This window comes from Pseudomonas sp. GD04091 (assembly GCF_029836165.1).
Lineage (GTDB): Bacteria > Pseudomonadota > Gammaproteobacteria > Pseudomonadales > Pseudomonadaceae > Aquipseudomonas.
This window is the reverse complement of record NZ_JAOEBG010000007.1, coordinates 120,979-146,102: the sequence shown is the minus strand read 5'-3', so window position 1 is coordinate 146,102 and position 25,124 is coordinate 120,979. Positions and strand designations below refer to the sequence as shown.

Below are 25,124 nucleotides of genomic sequence, written 5' to 3'. Positions count from 1 at the left end.
GGGACCTCGTGGTACCGGCGACGTCCGATTTTCATTCAAGGGATTTGCAACCATGAGCTCATCTGCAAACGCTGCCAATGCAACGACCGCCCGCCACCCCTGGCTGGCGGTAATAGCCGCAGGGCTTGCCACGTTCTCCGTGGTAACGACTGAAATGCTGCCGGTCGGCCTGCTCACGACCATCGCCGAGGCACTGGGCACCTCTACCGGTAGCGCAGGCCTGATGATCACCTTGCCGGCACTGCTGGCGGCATTCTTCGCGCCGCTGGTCGTGATTGCCGCCGGCAACCTCGACCGGCGCTGGATTCTGTGTGGCTTGCTGGGCCTTCTGGTGATTGCCAACGTTGCCTCGGCGATGGCCACGAGCATGGCCTGGATGCTGGCCGCACGGGTGCTGGTCGGTTTCTGCATGGGTGGCATCTGGGCCATCGCGGGCGGCCTGGCCGCACGGCTCGTCCCAGGGCACTCGATCGGCCTGGCCACCTCGATCATCTTCGGCGGCGTGGCGGCAGCCTCCGTGCTCGGGGTGCCGCTGGGAGCACTGATCGGGGAGTTTGCCGGCTGGCGCTGGGCGTTTGGCAGCATGGCCATACTCAGTGGCGTGGTTCTGCTGATTCACCTGGCTGTGATTCCGTCCCTGCCGGTGCACAGTTCGGTTAGCGCTCGCCAGTTCGTCGCGCAGTTCGCCAACCGCGGCGTACAGGCCGGGTTGCTGTTGACCCTGTTGCTGGTGGCCGGGCACTTCATGGCATTCACCTTCGTTCGCCCGCTGTTGCTGTCTGTGTCAGGTTTCGATCCGCAGTGGATCGGCGCCTTGCTGTTCGCCTACGGTATCGCCGGCATCATTGGTAATTTCCTGGCCGGCATCAGTGCGGCGCTGCGCACCACGCTGACCTTGACCGCCATCGCCCTGGGCCTGTTGCTGACGCCTGTGCTGTTCCTGACCGTCGGCGACACGCCAGTTGGCGGCGCCGTGGTGCTGATTGCCTGGGGTCTGGCCTACGGCGGTGTGTCGGTGGGTCTGATGACCTGGATGATGAAAGCCGCGCCGAAGGCCGTGGAGGTCGCCACCGCACTTTATGTCGGTGTATTCAACGTCGGTATCTCGCTGGGCTCGTGGGCCGGTGGGCAGACCGTGGATATCCTCGGCCTGCCCACCACGCTGTGGCTGGCCGCCGGCCTTGCCGCGCTCGGGCTGCTGCTGGCCTTGGGCATGGGCATGTCCGGGCAGAAGCAGCAAGGCCTGTCCGCGCAGGCCAACGCCGCAAAATGAAAGACAGGCCCGGGCGGTTCCACGCCCGGGCGCTCGCTCCCCTGAACGATCACGCTCCCGCGCGCAAGGCGCAGGCTTGGTCGCACCCGCTTGGGAAGAATGGGTTGTGCTTCACCTGACTGCGCTGTCATGGCGGGCCGTACGGGCGGCCGGTATGTACCCGTGTCGGTTTCTGAATGGCTAGGGAGATGGCCGCAATGAGTGGTACACGGATGTTGATGCGCGTGGCCGGGGCCTGCCTGGCGCTGATCGGCCTGGCGATGCTGGCTGGCGGCACCTGGCTGGTGCTGCTCGGTGGCAGTGGTTTCTACCTGGTGGCGGGGCTGCTGCTTGTGGCAGTCGCCACTGGCCTGTGGCGGCAACGCAGCTACGCGTTCGGCGCTGCCATGGCGCTGCTGGTCCTGAGTGTGGCGTGGGCCTGGCGGGAAGTCGGGCTGGACTACTGGCAGTGGGTACCGCGCGTCTCGATGTTCCTGGTCGTGGCATGCATCGTCGCCATACTCTACCCGAGGCTCAAGGACAGCAAGGGCATCTCCGGCTCGCGCGGTGTGCGCAGGCTGGCACTGCCGGCCCTGCTGGCGATGATCGTGGTCGGCACGATCGCCGGTTTTTATCCTCACCCTGGCGGCGCGCCGCTTCCCGGTTTCCAGGACGCGCTCGCGGCGTCGAGCAGCGACACCGCGGAAAGCGGCAACCCCGACTGGCCACAGTATGGCCAGAATGTACGTGGCAGCCGCTATTCCGCCTTGAGCGAGATCGATACGTCGAATGTCGCCGACCTGGAAGTGGCCTGGCAGTACCGCACTGGCGATGTCCCCAGCGGCGAGGCTGCGTTCCAGGGAACGCCAATCAAGCTGGGCGACATGCTGTATGTCTGCACCCCCTACAGCAAAGTGGTGGCGGTCGATGCCGAAACCGGCGAGCAGAAATGGGCCTTCGACCCGAAGGTGAAGTCGAAGGAGTGGCAACGCTGCCGCGGCCTTGCATCCTGGAGCGAACCTGCCGGCTCCGCGGTGCAAGCCAACACGCTTTGCCACACGCGTATCGTGCTCACGACCCTCGATGCCCGGCTGATCACCCTGGACGCGCACAGCGGCGCCGTCTGCCCCAGCTTCGGCGAGAAGGGCGAGGTGAACCTGCTCGATGGCTTGAGCGAACGGGCCAAGGACTCCTACTACCCGACCTCGGCACCGCTGGTGGCCGCCGACGTGATCGTCACCGGCGCACGCATGCAGGACTGGGCCGCGAGTGGCGAGCCCTCGGGGGTGGTGCGCGGCTGGGACGTCCGCAGCGGCAAGCTGGTCTGGGCCTGGGACCCCGCCGCGCCGAAACGCGGCCAGCCACTGCCGCCAGGCGAGACCTATCCGGACCAGACCCCGAACTTCTGGGGAACGGCCTCATACGATCCCGAACTCGGGCTGGTCTACGTCCCCACCGGCAACCAGACACCGGACTTCTGGGGGGCCAATCGCTTGCCGGCGTCCGAAACGTACAACGCCTCGGTGGTCGCCATCGACGTGAAGACCGGTATCGACCGCTGGCACTTCAGGACCGTCAATCATGACCTGCACGACTACGACGTGGCCGCGCAGCCCATCCTTCACGATCTCCCCACGGGCAATGGCGACACGACCCCCGTCGTGATCGTGCTGACCAAGACCGGCCAGGTGTTCGTCCTCGACCGGCGTGACGGCCGCCCCGTCTTCCCGATCGAGACGCGCAGTGTCAGCGCCGAAGGCGCTCCCCCTGGCCAGCACCCGGCGCCGGCGCAGCCGTACTCCAGCGTATCGCTCGGGTATACGCCACTGACCGAGCAGAGCATGTGGGGCATGACGGCCCTCGACCAGCTGTATTGCCGCATCCAGTTCAAGCGCATGCACTACGTCGGCGACTTCACGCCGCTCAGCACCCGCCGGACACTCATGTACCCCGGCTACTACGGGGGCATCAACTGGGGCGGTGGCGCGATCGACGAGGCTTCTGGCCTGCTGGTGGTCAATGACATCCGCATCGCCCACTGGGCGCAGTTCATCGAGCACGAGCAAGCCTTGGCTGCCGGCTACAACCCAACCGGGGCTTCGGGCAACTATGCCGAGCAACGCGGCGCGCCGTTCGGCGTCATCCACGGCATGTTCACCTCGCCGCTCGGCGTGCCGTGCATCGCCCCTCCCTACGGCACCCTGACCGCCATCGATCTCAAGTCGGGACAGATCGCCTGGCAAGTCCCCATGGGCAGCACCGAAGACACCCCGCTGCCCGGCGGCGTTCCCGGCCTGCCGATGCCGATTGGCATGCCGACGATGGGCGGGCCGCTGGTGACCCAAGGTGGCCTGGTGTTCTTTTCGGGCTCCATGGACTACTACCTGCGGGCGATGGACAGCCGCACCGGCCAGGTGCTGTGGAAAAGCCGCTTGCCGGTGGGCAGCCAGGCGACCCCCATCAGCTACCAGGGAAGCAGGACCGGACGCCAGTACATTGTCGTCACCGCAGGTGGCGCGCAAGGCCCCGGCAAAACGCGTGGCGACTACGTGATCGCCTACCGACTGCCTTGATCGACCGCGGGGGCCGGCCATCCGGCCCCTGTTCACCCACCGTCATTCGCTCCGACCGAGAGAACATTCCATGCCCCACGAAATCTTCGAACTTGGTGACATCCAGTTGCAGTCCGGCCGCTGCCTGCGCCAGGCCAGGCTCGCCTACCAGACCTACGGCAAGCTCAACGCCGCGAAGGACAACGTCATCGTCTACCCGACCTCGTTCGCCGCCACCCACGACGATACCGCCTGGCTGATTGGCGAAGGTCGGGCGCTGGACCCGAGCAAGTACTTCATCATCGTGCCCGACGCCTTCGGCAATGGCCTGTCGAGCTCGCCCAGCAACACCCCGGCACCACAGAACGGCAATCGCTTCCCGCGCATCACGGTGCACGACAACGTGATCCAGCAACACCGCCTGCTGACCGAAAAGTTCGGCATCAGCCGGGTCCGCCTGGCAATCGGCTGGTCGCTGGGCGGCTCCCAGGCGTTCGAATGGGCGGCGGCCTACCCTGAGCAGGTCGAACGGTTGTTCACCTTCCAAAGCGCGGCGCGGACCTCGCGCCACTTCCATGTGTTCTTCGACAGCGTGCGCGCGGCGATCGAGCTCGACCCTGACTTCAAGGAAGGGTTCTACGCACAGCCCCCGCACCGCGGCCTGCGCGTGGCGGCACGGATCTACGCAGGCTGGGGCTTCTCCCAGGCGTTCTATCGCGAACGCCTGGATCAGCGGGTGCTGGGTTATGCGTCGATCGAAGACTTCCTGATCGACTTCTGGGAAGGCTGGTTCCTCAAGCGCGACGCCAACAACCTGCTGGCCCAGCTATGGACCGGCCAGCACGCCGACATCAGCGCCAATGCCCGTTACCAGGGCGACATAGACAAAGCGCTGGCGTCGATCAAGGCCCAGACCCTCATCATGCCCTCGTCCAGCGATCTGTATTTCCCGGTGCAGGACGCCGAGCTGGAAGCCAGGGGCATCGCCCGGGCCGAATTGCGCGTGCTCGAGTCCGACTGGGGACACGTGGCCGGTGAAGGCTTGAACGACAGGGATACCCAGGCCATCGAGAGGGCCATCGGCGAGCTGCTCGCGCGCTGATGCGACCCTCCACGGCGCCGGGCTTGTCTCTGCAAGCCCGGCGCCGGAAAATGCGCGGATCGCGTCAGTGGCGGCAGTTGTTCACCGTCATGTCCCTTCTGAAAAAGGAAATGCCTGATGGCCCGCCGTACCCGTGCCGAAATGGAAGAAACCCGCGCCACGCTCCTGGCGATTGCGCGCAAGATGTTCAGTGAGCGCGGGTACGCGCAGACATCGATGGACGACCTGACAGCCCAGGTGCAACTCACCCGGGGGGCGCTGTACCACCACTTCGGCGACAAGCAGGGGCTGTTGGCGGCGGTGGTCGAGCAGCTGGATGCGGAAATGGACGCGCGCCTGCGGGCGATCACCGACACCGCGGACGATGCCTGGGAGGGCTTCTGCAAGCGCTGCCGCGCCTACCTCGAGATGGCTACGGAACCGCCCATCCAGCGAATCGTCCTGCGCGACGCCCGCGCAGTCCTGGGCGGTGCATCGCCGGATGCGCAGCGCTATTGCGTGGACTCGATGCAGCTGCTGGTCGCCAACTTGATTCGTCTGGGGATCGTTGCCCCCGTCAATCCACAGGCACTGGCCTCGCTGATCTACGGCAGCCTGGCCGAGGCGGCCTTCTGGATCGCCGAGACCGACGACGCCAAGGCGCGGCTCACGGAAAGCGTGGCCGCGCTGGACCTGCTGCTCGCCGGGCTGTTGCTCAAGCCACGCGCCTGACCCTCATCCCCTGGCGACCAGCTCACCCGACTCGGGCAGCGGTCGCCCCAGCAATACTCCGACCACCAGCGCGAACAGCAGGGCCGCTATTCCTGCCGTGTGCAGCAGCGCTTCGAAACCACCGATGAATGCCTGGCGCGCAAGCGGTGCCGCCGCTTCGCGCAGGCCAGGGTCGAGCAGCGCCAGGGCCGCCGGCAAGTCCCCTGCCGCCACGCGAGCGGCCATCTCCCCTATCCTGTCCGATGATTGCGGCGCCAGACCGGCCAGGGCATCGCGCAACAATTGCCCATTGCGCGCCGCAAGCACGCCGCCCAGTATGCCGAATGCCAGGACAATGCCACCGAAACGCGTGGTCGTGCTCAACCCCGACGCCATGCCGGTGCGTTCACGGGGCACGCAGGCCATGATGTTCTTCTGCGTGTCGCCATTGAGCAGCCCGGCGCCCGCCCCCAGCACCAGGCTGGCCACGGCGAACGCGGCGTAACCACCCTGCCCTGCCGCCCACGCGCAGGCCAGGTTGCCCACGCCAACGAGCAAAAGCCCCACCGCGAACACCTGGGCCGCACTCAGGCGTACCGCCAGGCGCATCCCCAGCCGTGGCGTCAGCAGCATCGCCAGCGCGAACGGCAGCATACCCGCACCCGCCGCCAGCGCCGGCATCTGCAAACCGTTCTGCAGGTACAGCGGCAGCAGGGTCATCATCACCTGGGCACAGGCCGCGTAGGCGAACATGCCAAGCAAGGCCCCGACAAAACGCCCGCTGCGCATCAGTCGCAGATCGATCATCGGCCGCGCCTGGCTGCGTTCGACCATCACGAACACCCCGAACAGGAACACCGCGATCACCAGCCGGCCAAGCGTGGGCGCGCTGTCCCAACCCACCCGGTTGGCATCGATCAGCGCCCAGATCAGATAGCCCAGGCTACCCGCGAAGGTCAGGCTGCCCCATGGATCGAGACGGGCGGCGGCGCTGTCGCGGGACTCCTCCACATGGCGCATCACCATCAACCCCAGCACGGCCACCAGCGGCAGGTTGATGTAGAAGATCCAGCGCCAACCCAGGGTACTGGCGATCAGGCCGCCGAGCAGCGGCGCGAAGGTGATGGTCGCGCCCATGCACGCGCCCCAGAACGCCCAGGCGCGCAGGCGCTCCTGCGGTGCATGGAAGCGATGGCCGATGGCCGCCAGCGCCGCGGTGAGCAGCAAGGCCGCGCCCATGCCCTTGGCCGCCCGGGCCAGGTCGAGGAACACCAGGCTGGGCGCGGCGCCGCACGCCAGCGAGGCGGCACCGAACAGCACCAGGCCAAGCAGCAGCATGCGCCGACGGCCGAAGCGGTCGGCCAGGCTGCCGGCCGGCAACAGGCACGCGGCGAAGGCCAGCAGGTAGGCACTGACCACCCATTCGATATCGGCGAACGAGCCGGACAGGTCGCGGGCGATGCTGGGCAGGCTGACCGCGACGATGTTGGTGTCGAGGATGATCAGGGCGCACACGGCCGAGGTGGTGAACAGAGTGAGACGAGGTGATGCGGCAGTGGACATGGCAAGGCTCCGGGCAATGGCAGGTCATCGGGTAGTCGCGAATGCCGGGCCGCTACGCGGTCCATCGCCGGCAAGCCGGCTCCCACAGGGACCGCGCAGTGATCCCAGGCTTTGCGCCACGACGCCGGCCTTGTAGTGTTGCCCTGACGATAACGCCGCCGGGCGCCAGGCTCGTTAGCCGCCGCGTCCCGCGTCATTAGCCCCTGGCTAACGAGGTCCCATGGAGATCCGCCACTTCCGCTACTTCCTCGCCGTCGCCCGGCTCGGTCACTTCACCCGCGCCGCCGAGCAGTTGGGCATCGCCCCACCGACCCTGACCCGGCAGATCCAGGACATGGAGCGCGAGCTGGGGGTGCGGCTGTTCGAACGCAGCCAGCGCGAGGTCAGCCTCACCGCGGCAGGGCATGCGCTGCTGGTCGAGGCGGAACAGGCCGTGCGGCAGTTCGACGCCGCGCAACGCGGAGCCCGACGCGCCGGCCGGGGCGAAAGCGGGCACGTGGAGCTGGGCTATGTGGCGTCGGCCGCGTACTCGGGCATCCTGCAGCAGCAGGTGAGCCGTTTCGGCGAAGCCCATCCCGGCGTCTGCCTGAACATTCGCGAGGCACCGATGAGCGAGCTGCCGGACCAAGTGCGCGATGGCCAGCTGGATCTCGCCTACGTGCGCTCACCCATGGAGCTGCCGGACGGCCTGGAAGCCATCACCCTGCACGAGGAAGGCTTCATCCTGGCGCTGCCGGCCCGCTCACGGCTGAACGAGCTCAAGCACCTTCCGGCCAGCCGCCTGGCCGACGAAACCTTCATCCTCCCCGAACAGATTTCCGGCACCCTGGAAGTCGCCGCGCAAGGTGGCTTCGCGGCGCACCTGGGTCCGCAGCCCGGCAGCCTGGTGGCGGTGATCACCTTGGTATCGCTGGGCCAGGGGGTGGCGGTGGTGCCCGAGTCGGTGCTGCGCCGGATCAACCTGCCACAGGTCAACTACCGCGCCATCGACGATTGCCAGGCCCGCTCCTGGCTCAGCCTGCTGCACCGCCGCTTCGAGAAAGCCCCGGCGGTAGCCCGCTACATCGAAGGCGTTCGCCAGGATGCCCGCTGATCGCGCACGGGTGCTCTGGCTCGTCGCCTGCATCGCCCCGTTCAGCGCTGGCGCAAGCGCCGCGCCCCAGGTGCTGCACCTGGGCCAGGCAGACCCTTACGACTTCCTCGCCTACGCCAATGCCGACCTGCGGCAGCGCCAAGCCGTGACGCGTGCCGTGGTCATCCTGCATGGCGTGCGTCGCAACGCCGAGGACTATTACCGCAACGGCCTGCAATTGCTGGCCAACGCCGGTCTCGGTGCATCGGACACCTTGCTGGTGGCACCGAACTTCCTCACCGCGCGCGACAAGCATGCCGCCAGCGGCATGCCCCTGTGGCCCAAGGATCGCTGGATGCATGGCAGCTCCTCGACGGACGGCCAGCGTGGCATCGCGGCCTTCAGCGTGCTCGACGACCTGCTGGTCTACCTGGCGGATCGGCAGCGCTACCCCGATCTGCGCGAGATCGTGCTGATCGGCCATTCCGCCGGGGCGCAACTCATGCAGCGCTTTGCGCTGCTGACCGACAGTCCCCGGCAGGCGGTGGGCATCGATGTCCGCTACGTGGTCTCCAGCCCGTCCTCGTACCTGTATCTGGACCATAACCGGCCGCGCCAGGAGGGTTTCGCGCCACTGCCTCTCGCACAATGCCCGGACTACAACCGCTATCGCTACGGCCTTGAACAGGCGCCCCTCTACCTCACCCGCCAGGGCCTGGATGCACAGGAGGTGTTTCGCCGCTATGCGTCCCGCGAGGTGACCTACCTGGTCGGCGAGCACGACACTCACGCCGACAGCAAGATCATGGACCACAGTTGCGGCGCCGAGGCCCAGGGGCGAAATCGGCTGGAGCGCCAGCTCGGCTACCTGCGCTACGAAGGCTTCCTGTCCCGCGCCTGGGGTGTCGCCATTGCGCATCGCCAGTTCGTCGTGCCTGGAGCGGGTCACGATGCCGGCGACCTGTTCGCCAGCCCGACGGTGGCCAAGGCGCTGTTCCCGACCAGGCCCTAGCGCTGCGCATCGAGGGCGAAGTCGCGCCTGCCCACCTGCAACGGATAGTGAGAGCCGACGAAGCAGAAGTCACGGCCCAGTTCGACCGAGAAATCCCTGAGTCGGCCGAGCAGCCCCTGGTGCAAATCGATTTCGGCATGCTCACCCGGCAGGCCGAGAAACTCGATCATGTAGGCATCGCGAAACACATCCAGAGCACCTGGATGGGCCTGCGTGAGGGCTGCCGATGCCTTGGCGGGTTGCGTCACGCTGCGTTCGAACAGAGCGGCCTTGAGCTGACGCTCCAGTTCACGTTTCGACCATTTTTCCTGCGTGGCCATGCGTAGGTAAAAGACCCGTTCCTCAGGGCTCTTGCACTGACCCAGGACGATCATGTTGTGGCTCCATGGCAATTGTCGCACCAGTGGCGCGACAATTTCGTTGTCCCGGTAAAGCTCATGGAACTGGCGCATACGGAACAAGTTGGTTCGCGTGAAACCTCGCAGCCCTGGCTGGGTCAGCGCTAGGTGATCCGCCAACTGGCTGACCACGCCATCCCCCCATTCGGCCCGCTCCAGCTTGCGGCTGATATAAGCCCCGACCTGCCAGTACAACTCGATCAACTGGGTATTCACGGCCTGGACCGCACGCCGGCGGGACGCTTGGATGAGCGCGAGTACTTCGACGAAACGTGTATCGCTGGCTGCCGGCGCAGTCGCATCCTGAGGCGGGGTGATCATGCATCGACTCCTTGGCGCTGATGAAAGGCCAAAAAGTCTATCTGTCATCCCTGCCGACCCGGCGCATGCAACTGTTGCAAAACGCAAAGGGGCGCCGCCTGGCGCCCCTGGTAGCGAGACAGCGGCAATCACCCCATCGACCGCGCGCCCACCGTCCGCCCGTGCCCGCGCGTGGTGACGATGCCCAGGAACGAGATCACGATCGCCAGGCTCAGCGTCGCCGTCACTTCGGCGCGGTGCTCCTCGGTGAACATCATCACGGTCAGGGCGCTGCCGATGAACAGGATCACCGCCCAGGTCAGCCACGGGAACAGCCACATGCGGAACTTCAGGTTGGCGTTCTCGCGCTCCAGGCGGGCGCGCATGCGCAGCTGCGAAATGGCGATCACCAGGTACACCAGCAGCGCGATGGCGCCGGAGCTGGCCAGCAGGAACTCGAACACGCCCTTGGGCGCGAAGTAGTTGAGGATGGCGATGGCCGCGCCGATCAGGGTGCTGCCGAACACCGCCGCGCGCGGCACGCCGACCTTGGACGTGTGCTTCAGCATGGCCGGCGCGTCGCCGCGCTTGGCCAGCGAATACATCATTCGCGAGGCGATGTAGATCGACGAGTTCATGCAACTGGTCACGGCGATCAGCACCACGAAGTCGACCATCAGCGCGGCGTTGGGAATGTTCATGATCTCCAGGGCACGCTGGTAGGAACCCACCACCGCCAGTTGCGGGTCGTTCCAGGGCACCACCGAGATGATCACGAAGATCGACAGGATGTAGAACGTGCTGATGCGCCAGATCACCGAGCGAGTGGCCTTGGCGATGTTGCGCGCCGGGTCGCTGGATTCGGAGGCGGCGATGGTCACCGCCTCGGTGCCGATGAAGCTGAACATCACGGTGATGAAAGCGCCGACCACCGCCGACCAGCCCTTGGGCGCGAAACCGCCGTGCTCGTCCATCAAGGTGCTCAGCCCGCTGACCTCGCGCTCGGGCAACCAGCCCATCAGGGCGGCGAAGCCCAGGCCGATGAAGCCGAGGATGGCGGTGACCTTGAGGATCGCGAACCAGAACTCGAACTCGCCATACTTGGCCACGCTGAACAGGTTGGTGCAGGCCAGCAACAGCACCGACGCCAGGGCGAAGATCCAGCTGTCCACCTGCGGGAACCAGGCGTTGAGCACATGTCCCGCGGCCAGCGCCTCGATGGGAATCACCAGCACCCAGAACCACCAGTACAGCCAGCCGATGGTGTAGCCGGCCCAGCGGCCGATGGCCTGGTCGGCGTAGGTGGAGAACGAACCGGTGTCGGGGTGGGCCACGGCCATTTCACCGAGCATGCGCATGACCAGCACCACCAGGGTACCGGCCACGAAATAGGAGAGGATGGTGGCCGGCCCGGCCGCCGCGATGGCGTGCCCGGAGCCGACGAAAAGTCCCGCGCCGATGATGCCGGCGATGGACAGCATCGTCACGTGACGAGGCTTGAAACCTTGAGCAAGGTTGCCATCAGTTCCCACGGTGTTCATTGATCTTGTTCTCTTTTTGCTGACACAAGGAAGGGACGGGCAGGCGTAGGCGAAAACGGTCTCCTCGGCAAAAGGGCGGAGTACGTTGCGCACGCTCTGTTATCGGCCTTCTCACGCGCCTTGGGCAACGCACCATGGGGATGCGGGCTTCACTTTAAGCCGGGCGCGGCGTCAGCAAAATGCTCGGGAACGCCAGGTAAGTGTTCGATCGCGACACCGCTTGCCTATCCACGCCAGGCAAGCCTGCGAACATGCCTGATCGCGTCAGTCGCGGTCACGCAGGTAGTCCCAATAGAAGTTCACCACGGCGAAAACCACGATCACGGTGACGATCATCAGGCCGATCTGCAGGTTGCTCATGGGGTTCTCCAACTGGCGATGCCCGGGTAGGAAGGGGTGGGCCGGGCGACCGGGCGCGCCGGTTCGGTCGCAGAGCTGAGCGCGGCACGCCCTCGCGCCAGACGCTTGAGCAGCAACACCATGAACACGCCCAGCAGCATCATCGCCAGCACCAGCAGCGCATAGGCCAGCCACCAGGGCACCCCGGCGGTCATCATGCTGAACTCCGACATGCCGCCGATGCTGGCGATCAGGTTCAGCGGCAGAAACACCACATTGATCAGGGTGAGCTTGCGCAGCGTCTCGTTCATCGCATTGTTGGCCAGGTTGCCCCGGGCATCCATGAGGCCGGCGAACACCGTCGAGTAGATCTCCGCCTGCTTGTGGCACTGGGTGTTCTCGATGATCAGGTCGTCGATCAGCGCCAGCACTTCGGCGCTGAAGTGGCGCTTCTCGCCGTGGACACGCAGCCGCGAGAGCACCGCGCCATTGCTGTGGATGGCGTTGATGTAATGGATCAGGCTCTCGCTGAGATTGAACATCTGCATCAGGTGACGGTTTTCCAGCGACTGCTCGAAGCGTTGCTGCAGCTCGCGCGCCACCAGCTTGATCACCTTGAGGTGCCCCAGGTAGTGGTGCAGGTTGTCGAGCAGGATGGCCAGCAGCACATCCAGCGGCGCGTGCAGGGCGTGACGCTGCCCCAGGCCGTCGAGTACGGAGGCATCCGGAGCGATCAGCACCAGGCGCCCCTCGACCAGCAGCATGCCGAACGAGGAGACCTGGAAGGCGAAACTGTCACCGCCGCTGTAGCTCTCCGGGCGCTTCCAGATCAGGAACAGGCCGTCGCGGTGCAACTCGATGCGCGACACTTCGTCCGGATCCAGTGCCGACGCCAGGGCGTGGGCATCCAGATGGAACCAGGCCTGCAGCAATTCGCGCTCGGCGCTGTCCGGTTCGACGAACAGCAGCACTTCGCCATCGAGCCCTTCGTGCTTGCGCAACTGGCCATGCGCCAGGCTGTAGCTTTCGATCATGCCAGCACCTCGTTACCAGGCTTGCCCCCGGCGCTTTTGCTCCAGGCGGCGGATGAATTCCTCCAGCACCAGGGTGTAGAGGTCGTCGTGCAGATAGGCATCCTCGATGCCGGCGTCGAGGTTCGGATTGTCGTTGACCTCGATCACCACCACCCGGTCGCCCACCTGCTTGAGGTCCACGCCGTACAGGCCATCGCCGATCAGGTTGGCGGCCTTCACCGCCAGTTCCACCACCGCGCGCGGTGCTTCGTGCACGGCCAGGGTGCGGCACTCGCCGTTGACCTCGTCACGCTGGGCCTGGTGGTTGAAGATCTGCCAGTGGCCCTTGGACATGAAGTACTGGCAGGCGAAGATCGGCTTGCGATTGAGCACGCCGATGCGCCAGTCGTATTCGGTGTAGAGGTATTCCTGGGCCAGCAGCAGCACCGAGTGCTCGAACAGCTCGGCGGTGGCGGCCTGCAGTTCGGCGTGGTCCTTGACCTTGATCACGCCGCGAGAGAAGCAGCCATCGGGAATCTTCAGCACCAGCGGAAAGCCCAGTCGCTCGCCGATCCCTTCCAGCGCCTGCGGGTTGTCGCGATAGAGGATCTCGCTGGCCGGCATGGCCAGGCAGTGGCTGCGCAGCAGGTCGGTCAGGTAGACCTTGTTGGTGCAGCGCAGGATCGACGCCGGGTCGTCCATCACCACCAGGCCTTCGCTCTCGGCCTTCTTGGCGAAGCGGTAGGTGTGATTGTCGACGCTGGTGGTCTCGCGGATCAGCAGCGCGTCGTACTCGGCCAGGCGCGCGTAGTCCTTCTTGCCGATCAGCTCGACGTCGATGCCCAGTTGGTGCCCGGCACGCACGAAGTGCTCCAGGGCCTCGGGGTTGGACGGCGGCAGCGCCTCGTCCGGGTCATGAAGGATCGCCAGGTCATAACGCGCCACGCGACGTGAGCGGGGCTGACGCCAGATCCTGCGACTGAAGCCATCGAGGGCGTTGGCGAACTGGTCCTGCTGGTCTTCACGCAGCTTGTGCAATGCACCGGCCTTGACCCCGGCGATGTGCCAGGTACTGGACTTGCGGAACTCCACCAGCAGGATCGGACACGGAAAACTTTCGAACAACTGGCGGGCGATGTCCTGCAAAGGCTCCAGGTCGGTGCGGCCGAAATACAGGGTCAGGGTGAACCCTTCGGTCTCGCCGTAAGGGTGATTGGCCAAGGCACTTTCCAGGCTGCGCGCCATGTCATCGAGGGCCAGGCCATACAGAGACTTTCGGGTCAGCTCACTGATACTTCTGACCGAGGGAATTACTTTATGCCCACGCGCCTCGGCCAACAGCGAACAATAATAACCGTGGCCTAGATACTTATAGTTACGGCATAAGTTTATGACTTGCACACGCTTGCCACTTTCCGCTTCTCGGGGCTGCTCCAGATATTCCTGAGCCGTCACGATATCTTCGCTAGGAAGATACGAAGCCCAGTCATCACGGCGCTCCACAATAATTACAAGCTGACTTGACTTGTTATCCAGTGGCAGTGGATAAATAACGCCAGGTGCAGGTGAGTTTGAACTTTCCCTGGGCCATCCAGGCAACGGTTCCTGAAACGAAGACATTTTTTGAAGCCCTGTGTTGGGTCACACCGCTTCTATTAAGCACGAAGTTTTTCGAATGTCCCGTTTCATTACGCAACTTTTACGGCGGCTCTATGCACATTGAATTTCGCCTGGCAACCGTTGACGACCTGCCGGCCCTGCTGGCACTGGAGAACCAGTGCTTCGCCCTGGACCGGCTCACCCCACGCAGCTTCCGCTGGATGCTCTCCCATGCCAATGCCAGCCTGCTGGTGGCCCAGCGCGACGGCCAGTTGATGGGCTACGCACTGTTGCTGTTCCATCGCGGCACCTCGCTGGCACGGCTGTACTCCATCGCCATTGCCGCAGCGGCGCGCGGCCAGGGGCTTGGCGCCCGCCTGCTCGAGCAGGCCGAGCGCTGCGCGCTGGAACACGAGCGCGCCTACCTGCGGCTTGAAGTGCGCATCGACAACCCCTCAGCCATCGCCCTGTACGAGCGCCACGGCTATCGGCGCTTCGCGCTGGTGGACGACTACTACGAAGACCATGCCAGCGCGCTGCGCTACGAGAAGCGCATCCTCCAGCATCCGGCCGTCGAATCGCACCCGGTCCCCTATTACGCCCAGACCACCGACTTCACCTGCGGCCCGGCCTGCCTGCTGATGGCCATGGCCGCGCTGCAGCCGCAACGCCAGCCCACGCGCCGCGAAGAACTGCGTCTGTGGCGTGAGGCGACCACCGTGTTCATGACCTCGGGTCATGGCGGCTGCAGCCCGCACGGGCTGGCACTGGCCGCCTGGCGCCGGGGTTTTCGCGTACGCCTGCTGGTCAACACCGAAGGGCCTCTGTTTCTCGATGGCGTGCGCCAGCCGGCGAAAAAGGAAGTCATGCGCCTGGTTCATGAAGACTTCTGCGCCGAACTGCAGGACAGCGACGTGAGCATCGCCCGGTCGGCGCCCGACCTGCCCCGGGTGCTGGCCGAAGGCGGTATGGCGTTGGTGCTGATCAGCAACTACCGGTTGACCGGCAGCAAGGCGCCGCACTGGGTACTGGTCACCGCCTGCGATGACGATTTCGTCTACCTGCACGACCCCGACATCGACCATGGCCGCCATCGGCAGGCCCTGGACTGCCAGCATTTGCCGGTCAGCCACGAGGAGTTCCAACGCATGAGCCTGTTCGGTGGACGCAAGCTGCGGGCGGCGGTGGTGGTGTACGTGGGGGACGCAACGGCGGCGTAAACGAAAAAGCCCCGGCGGGCCGGGGCGGTGCTGCACGGGCGTCTGCCTACGCCAGGCCACAGGCCAGTGGCAGCGGGGAAAAATGCGCTGGCTGTACCGGCCCTTTCGCGGGCAAGCCCGTTCCTACAGGGCCCCTGTTCTCTGTGGGAGCGGGTTTACCCGCGAAGAGGCCGGCGCAGGTCTGCCTCAGCGCACCAGGCAAGGCCGCTTGTTGTCGAAGGTCCATCCCGGCATCAGGTACTGCATGGCCACGCTGTCATCGCGCGCCCCAAGCCCCATGTTGCGATAGCACTCATGGGCCTTGGCCAACTGCTCTTCATCCAGTTCAACCCCGAGCCCCGGTCTTTCGGGCACGCGCACATGGCCATCGACGATGCGCGGCGGCTCGCGGGTCAGGCGCTGGCCATCCTGCCAGATCCAGTGGGTGTCGATGGCGGTGATCTCGCCCGGCGCGGCAGCGGCCACCTGGGTGAACATCGCCAGCGAGATGTCGAAGTGATTGTTCGAGTGCGAGCCCCAGGTCAGGCCCCAGTCATGGCACATCTGCGCCACCCGCACCGAGCCCTGCAGGGTCCAGAAATGCGGGTCGGCCAGCGGGATGTCCACGGCCTGGGACTGGATCGCGTGGCCCATCTGCCGCCAGTCGGTGGCGATCATGTTGGTGGCGGTGGACAGGCCGGTGGCGCGGCGGAACTCGGCCATCACCTCGCGCCCGGAATAGCCGTTCTCGGCGCCACACGGATCTTCGGCGTAGGCCAGCACGGCATGCTTGTCGCGGCACAGGGCGATGGCCTGCGCGAGCGACCAGGCCCCATTGGGGTCCAGGGTGATACGGGCAGCGGGGAAACGCTCGGCCAGGGCCGTGACCGCTTCCATCTCCTCCTCGCCCCGCAGCACCCCGCCCTTGAGCTTGAAGTCGTTGAAGCCATAGCGTGCCTGGGCGGCTTCGGCCAGGCGCACCACCGCTTGCGGGGTCATGGCCTGCTCATGGCGCAGGCGCAACCAGGCGTCGTCGGCATCCGCCTCGTTGCGGTAGGCCAGGTCGGTGCGGGTGCGGTCGCCGATATAGAACAGATAGCCAAGCATCTTCACCGCCTCGCGCTGCTGCCCTTCACCGAGCAGCGCGGCCATGGGCACGCCCAGGTGCTGGCCGAGCAGGTCGAGCAGCGCCGACTCCATCGCCGTCACCGCATGCACGCTGATGCGCAGGTCGAAAGTCTGCAGGCCACGACCGCCCGCGTCGCGATTGGCGAAGGCCTGGCGCATGGCGTTGAGCACGCGCTGGTAGTGGCCGATCGGCTGACCGACCACCAGCGCGCGGGCATCCTCCAGGGTCTGGCGGATCGTCTCGCCTCCCGGTACCTCGCCCAGGCCCGTGTTGCCGGCGCTGTCGCGCAGCACCACGACATTGCGGGTGAAGAACGGGCCATGGGCACCGCTGAGGTTGAGCAGCATGCTGTCGTGCCCGGCCACCGGGATCACGCGCAGCTCGGTGACCACCGGCGTGCCGAGGTGAACCTGTGGGGTTGTCTGCATGTTCATGGGTATCTCTCGGGGTCAGTTGGCCGAGGCGGCCTTGAGGTCAGTGGAAGCGACGCCCTTGGGGCGCAGGCGCACGAAGAACACGGCGATGGCGGCCAGCACCGAGGTCACCGCCAGGCCGTACAGGCCGCCCTGGATCGAGCCGGTCTGCTGCTCCAGCAGGCCGAAGGTGGTGGGCGCGACGAAGCCGCCGAGGTTGCCCACCGAATTGATCAGGGCGATCACCGCCGCCGCGATGCGCGCATCCAGGTAGCCCTGGGGAATCGGCCAGAACAACGACGAAGCAGCCTTGAAACCGATGGCGGCGAAGCACACCGCGACGAAGGCGAACACCGGCCCGCCGGTGGTGGACATGAACATGCCGCACGCGGCCACCAACAGCGCCGCGGCGACCCAGGCCTGCTGGAATTTCCAGCGCCTGGCGCCGGCGGCGAAGGCGTACATGGCGATGATCGAGATCAGCCACGGGATCGAGTTGAAGAAGCCGACCTGCAGGTCGCTCAGCTCGCCCATGCGCTTGATGATGCTCGGCAGCCAGAAGGTGGCGGCGTAGATGGTCAGCTGGATGCAGAAATAGATCAGGCAAAACAGCACGATCTGGCGGTCCTTGAGCAGGCGCCAGGCCGACACCTTGGCCAGCCCGCCGACCTCGCGCTCGCGTTGCTCCTGGTCGATGGCGGCCACCAGCGCGTCCTGTTCGGCGCGGCTCAACCACTTGGCGTCATGGGGCTTGGAATCGAGCCAGAAGTACACGAAGAAACACAGCACCACCGAGGCCATGCCTTCGATGAACAGCATCCACTGCCAACCGTGCAGGCCCATGCCCTGAATCTGCATCAGTGCGCCGGCCAGGGGGCCGGAGATCAGCGAGGCCACAGCCGAGCCACTGAGGAAGATGGCGATGGCCTTGCCGCGCTCGGCGGCCGGCAGCCAGCGGGTGAAGTAGTAGATCACGCCGGGGAAGAACCCGGCCTCGGCCACCCCGAGCAGAAAGCGCAGCACGTAGAACTGGGTTTCGGTCTGCACGAAGGCCATGGCCGTGGCCACCAGCCCCCAGGTGAACATGATGCGGGTCAGCCACAGGCGCGCGCCGACCCGCTGCAAGAGCATGTTCGACGGCACTTCGAACAAGGCATAGCCGATGAAGAACAGCCCGGCGCCGAAGCCGTAGGCCGCCGCGCCGATGCCCAGGTCGCTCTCCAGGTGCGGGCGGACGAAACCGATGTTGACGCGGTCCAGGTAGTTGACGATGAACATGATGACGAACAGCGGCAGGACATGGCGCTTGACCTTGGCCACGGCGCTGGCGAGCACGTCGTCGCGCGGCGCGCACGGATCGAGGGTGTGGTTCACGAATGCTTCTCCCACTAATTGTTTTTGTGCGGGTCACTGGAGGCTCGGCAAAAACGACTCGCAATGTTGTCTGACATCCAGGTGGAAAAGAGCATATTCCTCGCAAGGTTGTACGACAAGCATAAAAAATCCGGAAAAATCAGCGAATACAAGTATAAAAAACGGGCATGTGTCGCGAAAATCCAATTAATAGAAAACTAAAAGCAGGCAACGAACAGGAAGTCAACCGCGAAAAAAACCTGAATATTTCAACTTGTCATACAAGTATTCCTGCTAGCCTCGCGAATCGCGTCACCCACTTGTCCACCTTTCGCGGCGAGCCCTGCATGGATACCCACGACACCCCACGCAAGCGCGGCCACAGCCGCGCCCACGACCTGGTCTCCAGCCTGAGCCAGCAGATCCTGTTGGGGGCCTTCAAGCCGGGAGACCGGCTGCCATCGGAAAACACCCTGGTGCGCGAGCACGGCATCAGCCGCACGGTGGTTCGCGAAGCCCTGTCGAAACTGCAGGCCTCGGGCCTGGTGGAGACGCGTCATGGCATCGGCACGTTCGTCATCGAACGTCAGCCTCAATCCGGGCTGCGGGTGGGGGCCGAAAGCGCGGCGAGTGTGCGTGACCTGCTGGAGTTGCGCATCGGCCTCGAAGGCCAGGCCGCCGCCCTCGCCGCCTTGCGCCGTGGCGAACAGCACCTGGCGCGGATGCGCCAGGCGCTGGACGACTATCAGGACCTGGCGGCGGCCGGTGACAGTTGCATCGAGCCCGACCGGCGCTTCCACCTGCTGATCGCCGAGGCCACCGGCAACCTGTACTTCGGCGAGATGATGGCGCACCTGGGAACGGCGCTGATCCCACGCAGCCGCATCGCCCAGGCCGAGCGTGCCGGCGCCAACCTGGCCCGACACGCGTACCTGGCGAACCTGGAGCATGAAGCGATCCTCAACGCCATTCGCCGCCAGGATCCGGATGCGGCGCGGGCGGCCATGTGCCTGCATCTGTCCAACAGCCGGGATCGGCTGGTGCCGGACTGAAGGCGGACGTCTGCGAAACGGCACAAACCCTTACAACTCTTCAGCGACGCAGCGACTAATCTTCGCCCTCACCTCATCGAAAGACAGGGGCGCCATGGCCATCATCCTCGACGATCCCACGCTCGCGCAGGTCGAGCGCTACCGCGACGATCCACACCTGCGCGGCGAGCTCAACGCCCTTACCCGCCAGACGTACGGTTTCGATTTCGAAGCCTGGTATCAGGCGGGGTTCTGGCAGGACGACAACCAGCCTTGCTCGCTGGTACGCGAAGGGCAGATGCTGGCCAACGCCTCGGCCAACCTGCTGGACTTCACCCTTGATGACAGGCGCCTGCGCTGCGTTCAGGTCGGCACGGTGATGACCGCGCCCGAGGCACGCGGCCGCGGATACAGCCGCTACCTGATGGAAGTGCTGGTGCAGCGCTGGGCAGGCAACTGCGATCTGCTGTACCTGTTCGCCAACAGCAGCGTGCTGGATCTCTATCCCAGGTTCGGCTTGCGTCGAGTGATCGAGCACGAGTACTACCAACCCTGGTCGACACAGCCAAAGGCCAACACCTTCCACCCGGTGAACATGGACGACAGCGAACAACGTCAACGCTTCATCGACGCGGTGGAGAAGAGTTGTCCACAGGCGCGATTGAGCCTGACACCGAATGTGCCGCTGACCATGTTCTATTGTGACGGACCTTACCGGGAGGCCTTGTTCCACTCGGCGCGGCACGAAGCCTATGTGGTCGTGGAACATGACGGTGAACGGATGGTGCTGGTCGAGGTGTTCTGCCCACGCGCACTGGTGCTGCACAACGTGCTGGCCGAGCTGGTCACGGATCGGACGCGGGAGGTGGTGTTGGGATTCGCACCCCTGTGCGGCGAAGGGTTCGCTACGCGGGTTGTGGATAACGATGATGCGCTGTTCGTCTGGGGTACGACGCCGACCGGCCTCGAGGCTCAGCCGCTGATGTTCCCGTTACTGTCACATACCTGATCCGAGCCTTTGGCCAGCAAGCCGACCCACATCACTTGTCGATCTAGCAGGGACCTGTGGGAGCGGCTTCAGCCACCGCGTCGCTTGCTTCGCGGCTAAAGCCGCTCCCACAGGGTCAAGCTGAATCAACGGGTCAGCCAGCAAGGCTCAGCTCACCAGGTCAGGCAGATCTTGCCGAAATGCCGGTTGCTCTCCTGGTACTTGAACGCCTCGACGATCTGCTCCAGTTCGAAATGCTTGTCCACCACCGGCCGCAGGCCATTCGCATCGATGGCGCGGACCATCGCCTGCTGCTGCGCGCGACTGCCCACCAGCACGCCCTGCAGGCGGATCTGCCGCACCAGCGCCTGGACCAGCGGCAACTGCCCGGCCACGCCGGTGAGGATGCCGATCAGCGACACCTGCCCACCAATGCGCGCGGCGATCATCGATTGCTCCAGCGTCGCCGGGCCACCGACCTCGATCACATGGTCGACGCCACGGTTGTCGGTCAGCCGGCGCACTTGCTCGCCCCAGGCCGGGGTGGTCTTGTAGTTGATCAGGTGATCGGCGCCAAGGGCCTTGAGCCGTTCGAGCTTGGCGTCGCTGGAAGACGTGGCGATCACCGTGGCGCCGGCCAGCTTGGCGAACTGCAGGGCGAAGATCGACACGCCACCGGTACCCTGCACCAGCACGCTGTCGCCGGGTTTGAGGTGGTCGTCGCTCATCAGCGCGCGCCAGGCGGTGAGGCCGGCCGTGGTCAGGGTCGCCGCCTCGGCGTGGCTGTAGCCTTTGGGCGCGTGGGTGAACGAAGTGGCGCGCGCGGTCACCTGCTCACGCGCGTAGCCGTCGATGCCATCGCCCGGCACGCTGGCGAAACCTTCGACCTCGGCCTGGCCATCGAGCCAGTCGGGGAAGAAGGTGCTGACCACCGCATCGCCGACCTTGAACTCGCTGACCCCGGCGCCCACCGCGATCACTTCGCCGGCGCCATCGGCCATCGGGATACGTCGCTCGCTCGGGCCCCACATGCCGCTGACCACGGCGAAGTCGTGGTAGTTGAGGGAACTGGCGTGCAGGCGCACGGTGATCTCGCCGGCGCTGGGCGCGGCGGCCTCGCAGGTGCCGACCTGGACCTTGTCGTAACCGCCGCCGGGCAGCACGTAGATGGCCTTGGTACTCATGGATGGTGTCTCCATCGTGGGAAAAGGTGCAGTGCAGCTTAGACAGGTCTGGACGATCACGGGGCAAGCCGGCTCCCACGATGGCCCTGCGACAAGGCCATCAGCCGAGCAGCGCCCTCAGCGCCCGGCAATCGGTCGCATGCCAGTCGACCAGCTGCGGCCATGGGTTGTCCGGCAGATTGACCAGCACGGTGCGGGTGCCTGCCGCCCGGCCGCAGTCGAGGTCGAAGCGGTAGTCACCGACCATCACCATTTCACCGGGGCTCACGCCCCAGGCCCGGGCAATCTGCAACAGCCCGTCGGGGCTGGGCTTGGGCGCCGCCTCATCGCGACCGAGGATATGCTCGACCGGGAAGCAGTCGGCCAGGCCGATGGCCTCCAGGGTGACATGGGCCAGCTCACGGGCATTGCGGGTGAGGATGGCCAGCCGGCAATCCCGGGCGGCCAGTTCCCGCACCAGCGCCACCGCGCCGTCCGCGGCCTTCGAGGCGATCGCCAGGTCGCGCTCGTGCTCCAGCAGCCAGGCATGCTTGGCCGCGGCCTCCTGCGCCGGCAACGCAGCCAGGTGGGTAAGGATGTCATGTGTCGCCGGGATGTCGAGCGCTTCGCGAATGGCCGCGAAATCATGCACGGCGACCGTCAGCGTGCCGTCCATGTCGAACACCCAGTGGCGAATGTCCCGCAGCTTCATGTCCAGTCCTTGCGGTGGCGGATCAGGCCTTCCTGGGTGGACGAGGCCACCAGCTGCCCGGCGCGGTTGAAGATGCTGCCACGGGTGAAGCCACGGGCATTGCCCGCCCAGGGGCTGTCGGTGGCATACAGCAGCCAGTCGTCGGCGCGCAGGTCGCGGTGGAACCACAGGGCGTGGTCGAGGCTGGCGATCTGCATGTCCTTCTGCCACACCGACTTGCCATGGGGCAGCAGCGAGGTGGTCAGCAGGCCGAAGTCCGACGCGTAGGCCAGCAGGTACTTGTGCAGCGCCGGGATGTCCGGGAGGCTGCCATCGGCGCGAAACCAGGCGTACTTGACCGGGTCGCCGGGCCTGGGGTCGAACGGGTCGCGCTCGGTGACCGGGCGGATCTCGATGGGCTTGGCGCACAGCACCTTGTCGCGGATGCGCTCGGGCAGCTTGTCAGCCATCGCGCTGGCCAGCTCGACTTCGCTTGGCAGGTTTTCCGGGCCGACCACGTCGGGCATCGGCGCCTGGTGCTCGAAGCCTTCCTCGTCGTACTGGAACGATGCGCTGCAGGTGAAGATCGGCTGGCCCTTCTGGATCGCCGTCACCCGCCGAGTACTGAAGCTGCCGCCATCACGCACGCGGTCCACCGAATAGACCACCGGCATGCTCGCATCGCCCGGACGCAGGAAGTAGCCATGCAGCGAATGCACATGGCGGGCGTCCTCGACCGTCTGGCTGGCCGCCGACAACGACTGGCCGAGCACCTGGCCACCGTACAGCTGGCGGAAGCCAAGGTCCTGGCTGCGTCCGCGGAACAGGTTCTCTTCGATGGATTCGAGGCTCAGCAGATCGACCAGATCGTCGAGTACATGGCTCATGAGGTTCTCCTGGCAAGGCATTACGGCGCTGTTATGTCGGCAAATGATACAGGGTTTGTCATTCGCCTCGTCGTACGAATGGCGACCTATTCAGCCGCGCAGGTTCTGCTGCCAGCGCGCGCGATCGATGCGGTACAGCACATGGGGCCGCAGCGGATCGCCGACGGCAAGGCGCGGGTGCTCGAAGTCGCCATCGAGGTCCTGGGCCATGCCGATGGCCTGCATGACCTTCTGCGACGGCAGGTTGCTCCGGGCCGTGAACGACACCACCTCGTCCAGCTGCAATTGGGCGAACGCACAGCGCAGGCAGGCCCAGGCCGCCTCGCTGGCGAAGCCCAACCCCCAGTGACGCCGGGCCAGGCGCCAGCCGATCTCGACCGCCGGGCCGAAGGGCGCGTCGAAGTTGACGTGGAGCAGCCCGGTCATGCCAATGAAGGCGCCGCTGTCCTTGCGCTCCAGGGCCCACAGGCCGAAGCCGTATTCGTTGAAATGGCCCCGGATCCGGCCGATCAGCGCGGCCGTTTCCACGCGGGTCATCGGCGCGGGGAAATAACGCATCACCTGTGGGTCGGCGCACAGGGCGGCGAACTCGCGCAGGTCGTCGTCCTGCCATTGGCGCAGCACCAGGCGTGGGCTTTCCAGTTCAAGAATGGGGGTCATCGGCGCGGCTCCGAAATCACGGTCTGGCAGTCTACAGCGTAGGACGATGTAGAAACTTTCATCGGCGCATCCGCCGCCCGATGCTCTTTTCACATCGCCTTCACCGCCCTGCGACAGGCCGCACCTCGGCCAACAAGTGATCGGCTATCGGCCGTTGCGCAGCCCCTGTGGGTGCGCACCGGATTGAGGCGTCTGAACATTCCACCCAAGCCACCAATCCTGGCAAGATCGGCTTTCGCCCCCACCGCGCCGATACCATGCCCCTGCCGCTGATCTACCACGACGACTACAGCCCCGAGTTCCCGCCGGACCATCGCTTCCCGATGGACAAGTTCCGCCTGTTGCGCGATCACCTGGTCGACAGCGGCCTGACCACCGACGCCGCGCTGCTGCGGCCGGAAATCTGCCCCAACGAGATCCTCGCCCTGGCCCACGACCGCGACTACATCAGGCGCTACATGAATGGCGAACTGTCCCGCGAGGACCAGCGCCGCCTCGGCCTGCCCTGGAGCGAAGCCCTGGCCCGACGCACGGTGCGCGCCGTGGGCGGCTCGCTGCTGACCGCCGAACAGGCCTTGCAGCATGGCATCGCCTGCCACCTGGCCGGTGGCACCCATCACGCCCACTACGACCATCCCGCCGGCTTCTGCATCTTCAACGACCTGGCGGTGATCAGTCGCTACCTGCTCGAGGCCGGTCGCGTGCACCGGGTGCTGATCTTCGACTGCGACGTGCACCAGGGCGACGGTACCGCGCGCATCCTCCACGACACGCCAGAGGCGATCACCGTGTCGCTGCACTGCGAGCAGAACTTCCCGGCGCGCAAGGCCCGGAGCGACTGGGACATCCCCCTGCCCCGCGGGATGAACGACAGCGCCTACCTCAAGGTGGTCGAGGATGCCCTGAACTACCTGCTGCCGCTGTACCAGCCCGACCTGGTGCTGTACGACGCCGGGGTCGACGTGCACAAGGACGACGCCCTGGGCTACCTGCAACTGACCGATGCCGGCCTGGCCGCCCGGGACGAACACGTACTGCGCCAGTGCCTGGGGCGTGACATTGCGGTGATGGGGGTGATCGGCGGCGGTTACAGCAAGGACCGCGAAGCGCTGGCCCGACGGCATGGCATCCTCCATCACAGTGCGGCGCGCGTCATCGGTTGTTCACAATGACTGTG

20 protein-coding genes and 1 pseudogene are annotated in these 25,124 nt (G+C 65.7%); 10 read left to right on the top strand and 11 right to left on the bottom strand.

The features are described 5' to 3' along the window. Positions 1-52: 52 nt before the first annotated feature. From N7422_RS11630 to N7422_RS11615, 4 genes are all read left to right on the top strand, one after another. Complete coding sequence (locus N7422_RS11630; protein WP_279806671.1) at positions 53-1,273, top strand: MFS transporter; 1,221 nt, start codon at positions 53-55, stop codon at positions 1,271-1,273. Between the two features lie 197 nt (positions 1,274-1,470). After that, on the top strand, positions 1,471-3,825 hold the full coding sequence (locus N7422_RS11625) for a membrane-bound PQQ-dependent dehydrogenase, glucose/quinate/shikimate family (protein ID WP_279806670.1): 2,355 nt from the start codon (positions 1,471-1,473) through the stop codon (positions 3,823-3,825). Between the two features lie 70 nt (positions 3,826-3,895). Then, a complete protein-coding gene (locus N7422_RS11620; protein WP_279806669.1) occupies positions 3,896-4,906 on the top strand; it encodes an alpha/beta fold hydrolase in 1,011 nt (336 codons plus the stop codon). Positions 4,907-5,023: 117 nt separating this feature from the next. Next, complete coding sequence (locus N7422_RS11615) at positions 5,024-5,617, top strand: TetR family transcriptional regulator (RefSeq protein ID WP_279806668.1); 594 nt, start codon at positions 5,024-5,026, stop codon at positions 5,615-5,617. Positions 5,618-5,620: 3 nt separating this feature from the next. On the opposite strand, the gene N7422_RS11610 is transcribed toward N7422_RS11615, so the two are convergent. Then, positions 5,621-7,159 (bottom strand): MFS transporter, encoded by a 1,539-nt coding sequence (locus tag N7422_RS11610; protein ID WP_279806667.1) that lies wholly within the window; start codon positions 7,157-7,159, stop codon positions 5,621-5,623. A gap of 220 nt (positions 7,160-7,379) precedes the next feature. Here N7422_RS11610 and N7422_RS11605 point away from each other — a divergent pair, with 220 nt between their 5' ends. Both N7422_RS11605 and N7422_RS11600 read left to right on the top strand, forming a co-directional pair. Beyond that, positions 7,380-8,252: a LysR family transcriptional regulator gene (locus N7422_RS11605; RefSeq protein WP_279806666.1), complete on the top strand. Its 873-nt coding sequence runs from the start codon at positions 7,380-7,382 to the stop codon at positions 8,250-8,252. Continuing rightward, complete coding sequence (locus N7422_RS11600; RefSeq protein WP_279806665.1) at positions 8,242-9,243, top strand: hypothetical protein; 1,002 nt, start codon at positions 8,242-8,244, stop codon at positions 9,241-9,243. The genes N7422_RS11605 and N7422_RS11600 overlap by 11 nt, the downstream gene beginning before the upstream one ends. An 8-nt stretch (positions 9,244-9,251) precedes the next feature. Here N7422_RS11600 and N7422_RS11595 read toward each other — a convergent pair. The 4 genes and pseudogenes from N7422_RS11595 to N7422_RS11580 form a co-directional block, all read right to left on the bottom strand. Then, a pseudogene (locus N7422_RS11595) lies at positions 9,252-9,962 on the bottom strand (PDDEXK nuclease domain-containing protein); the annotation flags it as partial. Positions 9,963-10,090: 128 nt separating this feature from the next. Then, on the bottom strand, positions 10,091-11,482 hold the full coding sequence (gene gabP / locus N7422_RS11590; protein WP_279806664.1) for a GABA permease: 1,392 nt from the start codon (positions 11,480-11,482) through the stop codon (positions 10,091-10,093). 356 nt (positions 11,483-11,838) lie between these two features. Continuing rightward, positions 11,839-12,855, bottom strand: coding sequence for a CorA family divalent cation transporter (locus N7422_RS11585; RefSeq protein ID WP_279806663.1), 1,017 nt, complete (start codon positions 12,853-12,855; stop codon positions 11,839-11,841). A 12-nt stretch (positions 12,856-12,867) separates the two neighbouring features. Continuing rightward, positions 12,868-14,454, bottom strand: a complete 1,587-nt coding sequence (locus N7422_RS11580; RefSeq protein ID WP_279806662.1) for a RimK family protein — start codon at positions 14,452-14,454, stop codon at positions 12,868-12,870. 92 nt (positions 14,455-14,546) lie between these two features. On the opposite strand from N7422_RS11580, the gene N7422_RS11575 reads away from it, so the two are divergent. Next, positions 14,547-15,653, top strand: coding sequence for a peptidase C39 family protein (locus N7422_RS11575; RefSeq protein WP_279806661.1), 1,107 nt, complete (start codon positions 14,547-14,549; stop codon positions 15,651-15,653). 186 nt (positions 15,654-15,839) lie between these two features. Here N7422_RS11575 and gudD read toward each other — a convergent pair whose 3' ends face one another. Next, positions 15,840-17,195, bottom strand: a complete 1,356-nt coding sequence (gene gudD / locus N7422_RS11570; RefSeq protein WP_279806660.1) for a glucarate dehydratase — start codon at positions 17,193-17,195, stop codon at positions 15,840-15,842. Positions 17,196-17,210: 15 nt separating this feature from the next. After that, the gene (locus tag N7422_RS11565) at positions 17,211-18,452 is read right to left on the bottom strand and encodes an MFS transporter (protein WP_279806750.1); all 1,242 of its coding nucleotides are present in this window, start codon (positions 18,450-18,452) and stop codon (positions 17,211-17,213) included. 422 nt (positions 18,453-18,874) lie between these two features. Here N7422_RS11565 and N7422_RS11560 point away from each other — a divergent pair, with 422 nt between their 5' ends. Beyond that, positions 18,875-19,579, top strand: a complete 705-nt coding sequence (locus N7422_RS11560) for a FadR/GntR family transcriptional regulator (protein WP_279806659.1) — start codon at positions 18,875-18,877, stop codon at positions 19,577-19,579. A gap of 94 nt (positions 19,580-19,673) precedes the next feature. Continuing rightward, positions 19,674-20,567, top strand: a complete 894-nt coding sequence (locus N7422_RS11555) for a GNAT family N-acetyltransferase (RefSeq protein ID WP_279806658.1) — start codon at positions 19,674-19,676, stop codon at positions 20,565-20,567. Between the two features lie 152 nt (positions 20,568-20,719). On the opposite strand, the gene N7422_RS11550 is transcribed toward N7422_RS11555, so the two are convergent. From N7422_RS11550 to N7422_RS11535, 4 genes are all read right to left on the bottom strand, one after another. Then, complete coding sequence (locus N7422_RS11550; protein ID WP_279806657.1) at positions 20,720-21,730, bottom strand: NAD(P)-dependent alcohol dehydrogenase; 1,011 nt, start codon at positions 21,728-21,730, stop codon at positions 20,720-20,722. Positions 21,731-21,830: 100 nt separating this feature from the next. After that, positions 21,831-22,421 (bottom strand): HAD family hydrolase, encoded by a 591-nt coding sequence (locus tag N7422_RS11545; protein ID WP_279806656.1) that lies wholly within the window; start codon positions 22,419-22,421, stop codon positions 21,831-21,833. Further along, on the bottom strand, positions 22,418-23,287 hold the full coding sequence (gene tesB / locus N7422_RS11540; RefSeq protein WP_279806655.1) for an acyl-CoA thioesterase II: 870 nt from the start codon (positions 23,285-23,287) through the stop codon (positions 22,418-22,420). The genes N7422_RS11545 and tesB overlap by 4 nt, the downstream gene beginning before the upstream one ends. 90 nt (positions 23,288-23,377) lie before the next feature. Beyond that, positions 23,378-23,947 (bottom strand): GNAT family N-acetyltransferase, encoded by a 570-nt coding sequence (locus tag N7422_RS11535; protein WP_279806654.1) that lies wholly within the window; start codon positions 23,945-23,947, stop codon positions 23,378-23,380. Between the two features lie 257 nt (positions 23,948-24,204). Between N7422_RS11535 and N7422_RS11530 the strand changes: the two genes are divergently transcribed. After that, positions 24,205-25,119 carry a histone deacetylase gene (locus N7422_RS11530; protein ID WP_279806653.1) on the top strand — a complete coding sequence of 305 codons (915 nt, stop codon included), beginning with the start codon at positions 24,205-24,207 and terminating at the stop codon, positions 25,117-25,119. Positions 25,120-25,124 lie beyond the last annotated feature (5 nt).

Coding starts and splice junctions, on each gene's coding strand:
- gabP (WP_279806664.1), bottom strand. CDS start 11,482: ATGAACACCGTGGGAACTGATGGCAACCTTGCTCAAGGTTTCAAGCCT.
- gudD (WP_279806660.1), bottom strand. CDS start 17,195: ATGAACATGCAGACAACCCCACAGGTTCACCTCGGCACGCCGGTGGTC.
- N7422_RS11610 (WP_279806667.1), bottom strand. CDS start 7,159: ATGTCCACTGCCGCATCACCTCGTCTCACTCTGTTCACCACCTCGGCC.
- N7422_RS11575 (WP_279806661.1), top strand. CDS start 14,547: ATGCACATTGAATTTCGCCTGGCAACCGTTGACGACCTGCCGGCCCTG.
- N7422_RS11580 (WP_279806662.1), bottom strand. CDS start 14,454: ATGTCTTCGTTTCAGGAACCGTTGCCTGGATGGCCCAGGGAAAGTTCA.
- N7422_RS11555 (WP_279806658.1), top strand. CDS start 19,674: ATGGCCATCATCCTCGACGATCCCACGCTCGCGCAGGTCGAGCGCTAC.
- N7422_RS11550 (WP_279806657.1), bottom strand. CDS start 21,730: ATGAGTACCAAGGCCATCTACGTGCTGCCCGGCGGCGGTTACGACAAG.
- N7422_RS11530 (WP_279806653.1), top strand. CDS start 24,205: ATGCCCCTGCCGCTGATCTACCACGACGACTACAGCCCCGAGTTCCCG.
- N7422_RS11560 (WP_279806659.1), top strand. CDS start 18,875: ATGGATACCCACGACACCCCACGCAAGCGCGGCCACAGCCGCGCCCAC.
- N7422_RS11605 (WP_279806666.1), top strand. CDS start 7,380: ATGGAGATCCGCCACTTCCGCTACTTCCTCGCCGTCGCCCGGCTCGGT.
- N7422_RS11535 (WP_279806654.1), bottom strand. CDS start 23,947: ATGACCCCCATTCTTGAACTGGAAAGCCCACGCCTGGTGCTGCGCCAA.
- N7422_RS11585 (WP_279806663.1), bottom strand. CDS start 12,855: ATGATCGAAAGCTACAGCCTGGCGCATGGCCAGTTGCGCAAGCACGAA.
- N7422_RS11625 (WP_279806670.1), top strand. CDS start 1,471: ATGAGTGGTACACGGATGTTGATGCGCGTGGCCGGGGCCTGCCTGGCG.
- N7422_RS11565 (WP_279806750.1), bottom strand. CDS start 18,452: ATGTTCATCGTCAACTACCTGGACCGCGTCAACATCGGTTTCGTCCGC.
- N7422_RS11620 (WP_279806669.1), top strand. CDS start 3,896: ATGCCCCACGAAATCTTCGAACTTGGTGACATCCAGTTGCAGTCCGGC.
- N7422_RS11545 (WP_279806656.1), bottom strand. CDS start 22,421: ATGAAGCTGCGGGACATTCGCCACTGGGTGTTCGACATGGACGGCACG.
- N7422_RS11600 (WP_279806665.1), top strand. CDS start 8,242: ATGCCCGCTGATCGCGCACGGGTGCTCTGGCTCGTCGCCTGCATCGCC.
- tesB (WP_279806655.1), bottom strand. CDS start 23,287: ATGAGCCATGTACTCGACGATCTGGTCGATCTGCTGAGCCTCGAATCC.
- N7422_RS11615 (WP_279806668.1), top strand. CDS start 5,024: ATGGCCCGCCGTACCCGTGCCGAAATGGAAGAAACCCGCGCCACGCTC.
- N7422_RS11630 (WP_279806671.1), top strand. CDS start 53: ATGAGCTCATCTGCAAACGCTGCCAATGCAACGACCGCCCGCCACCCC.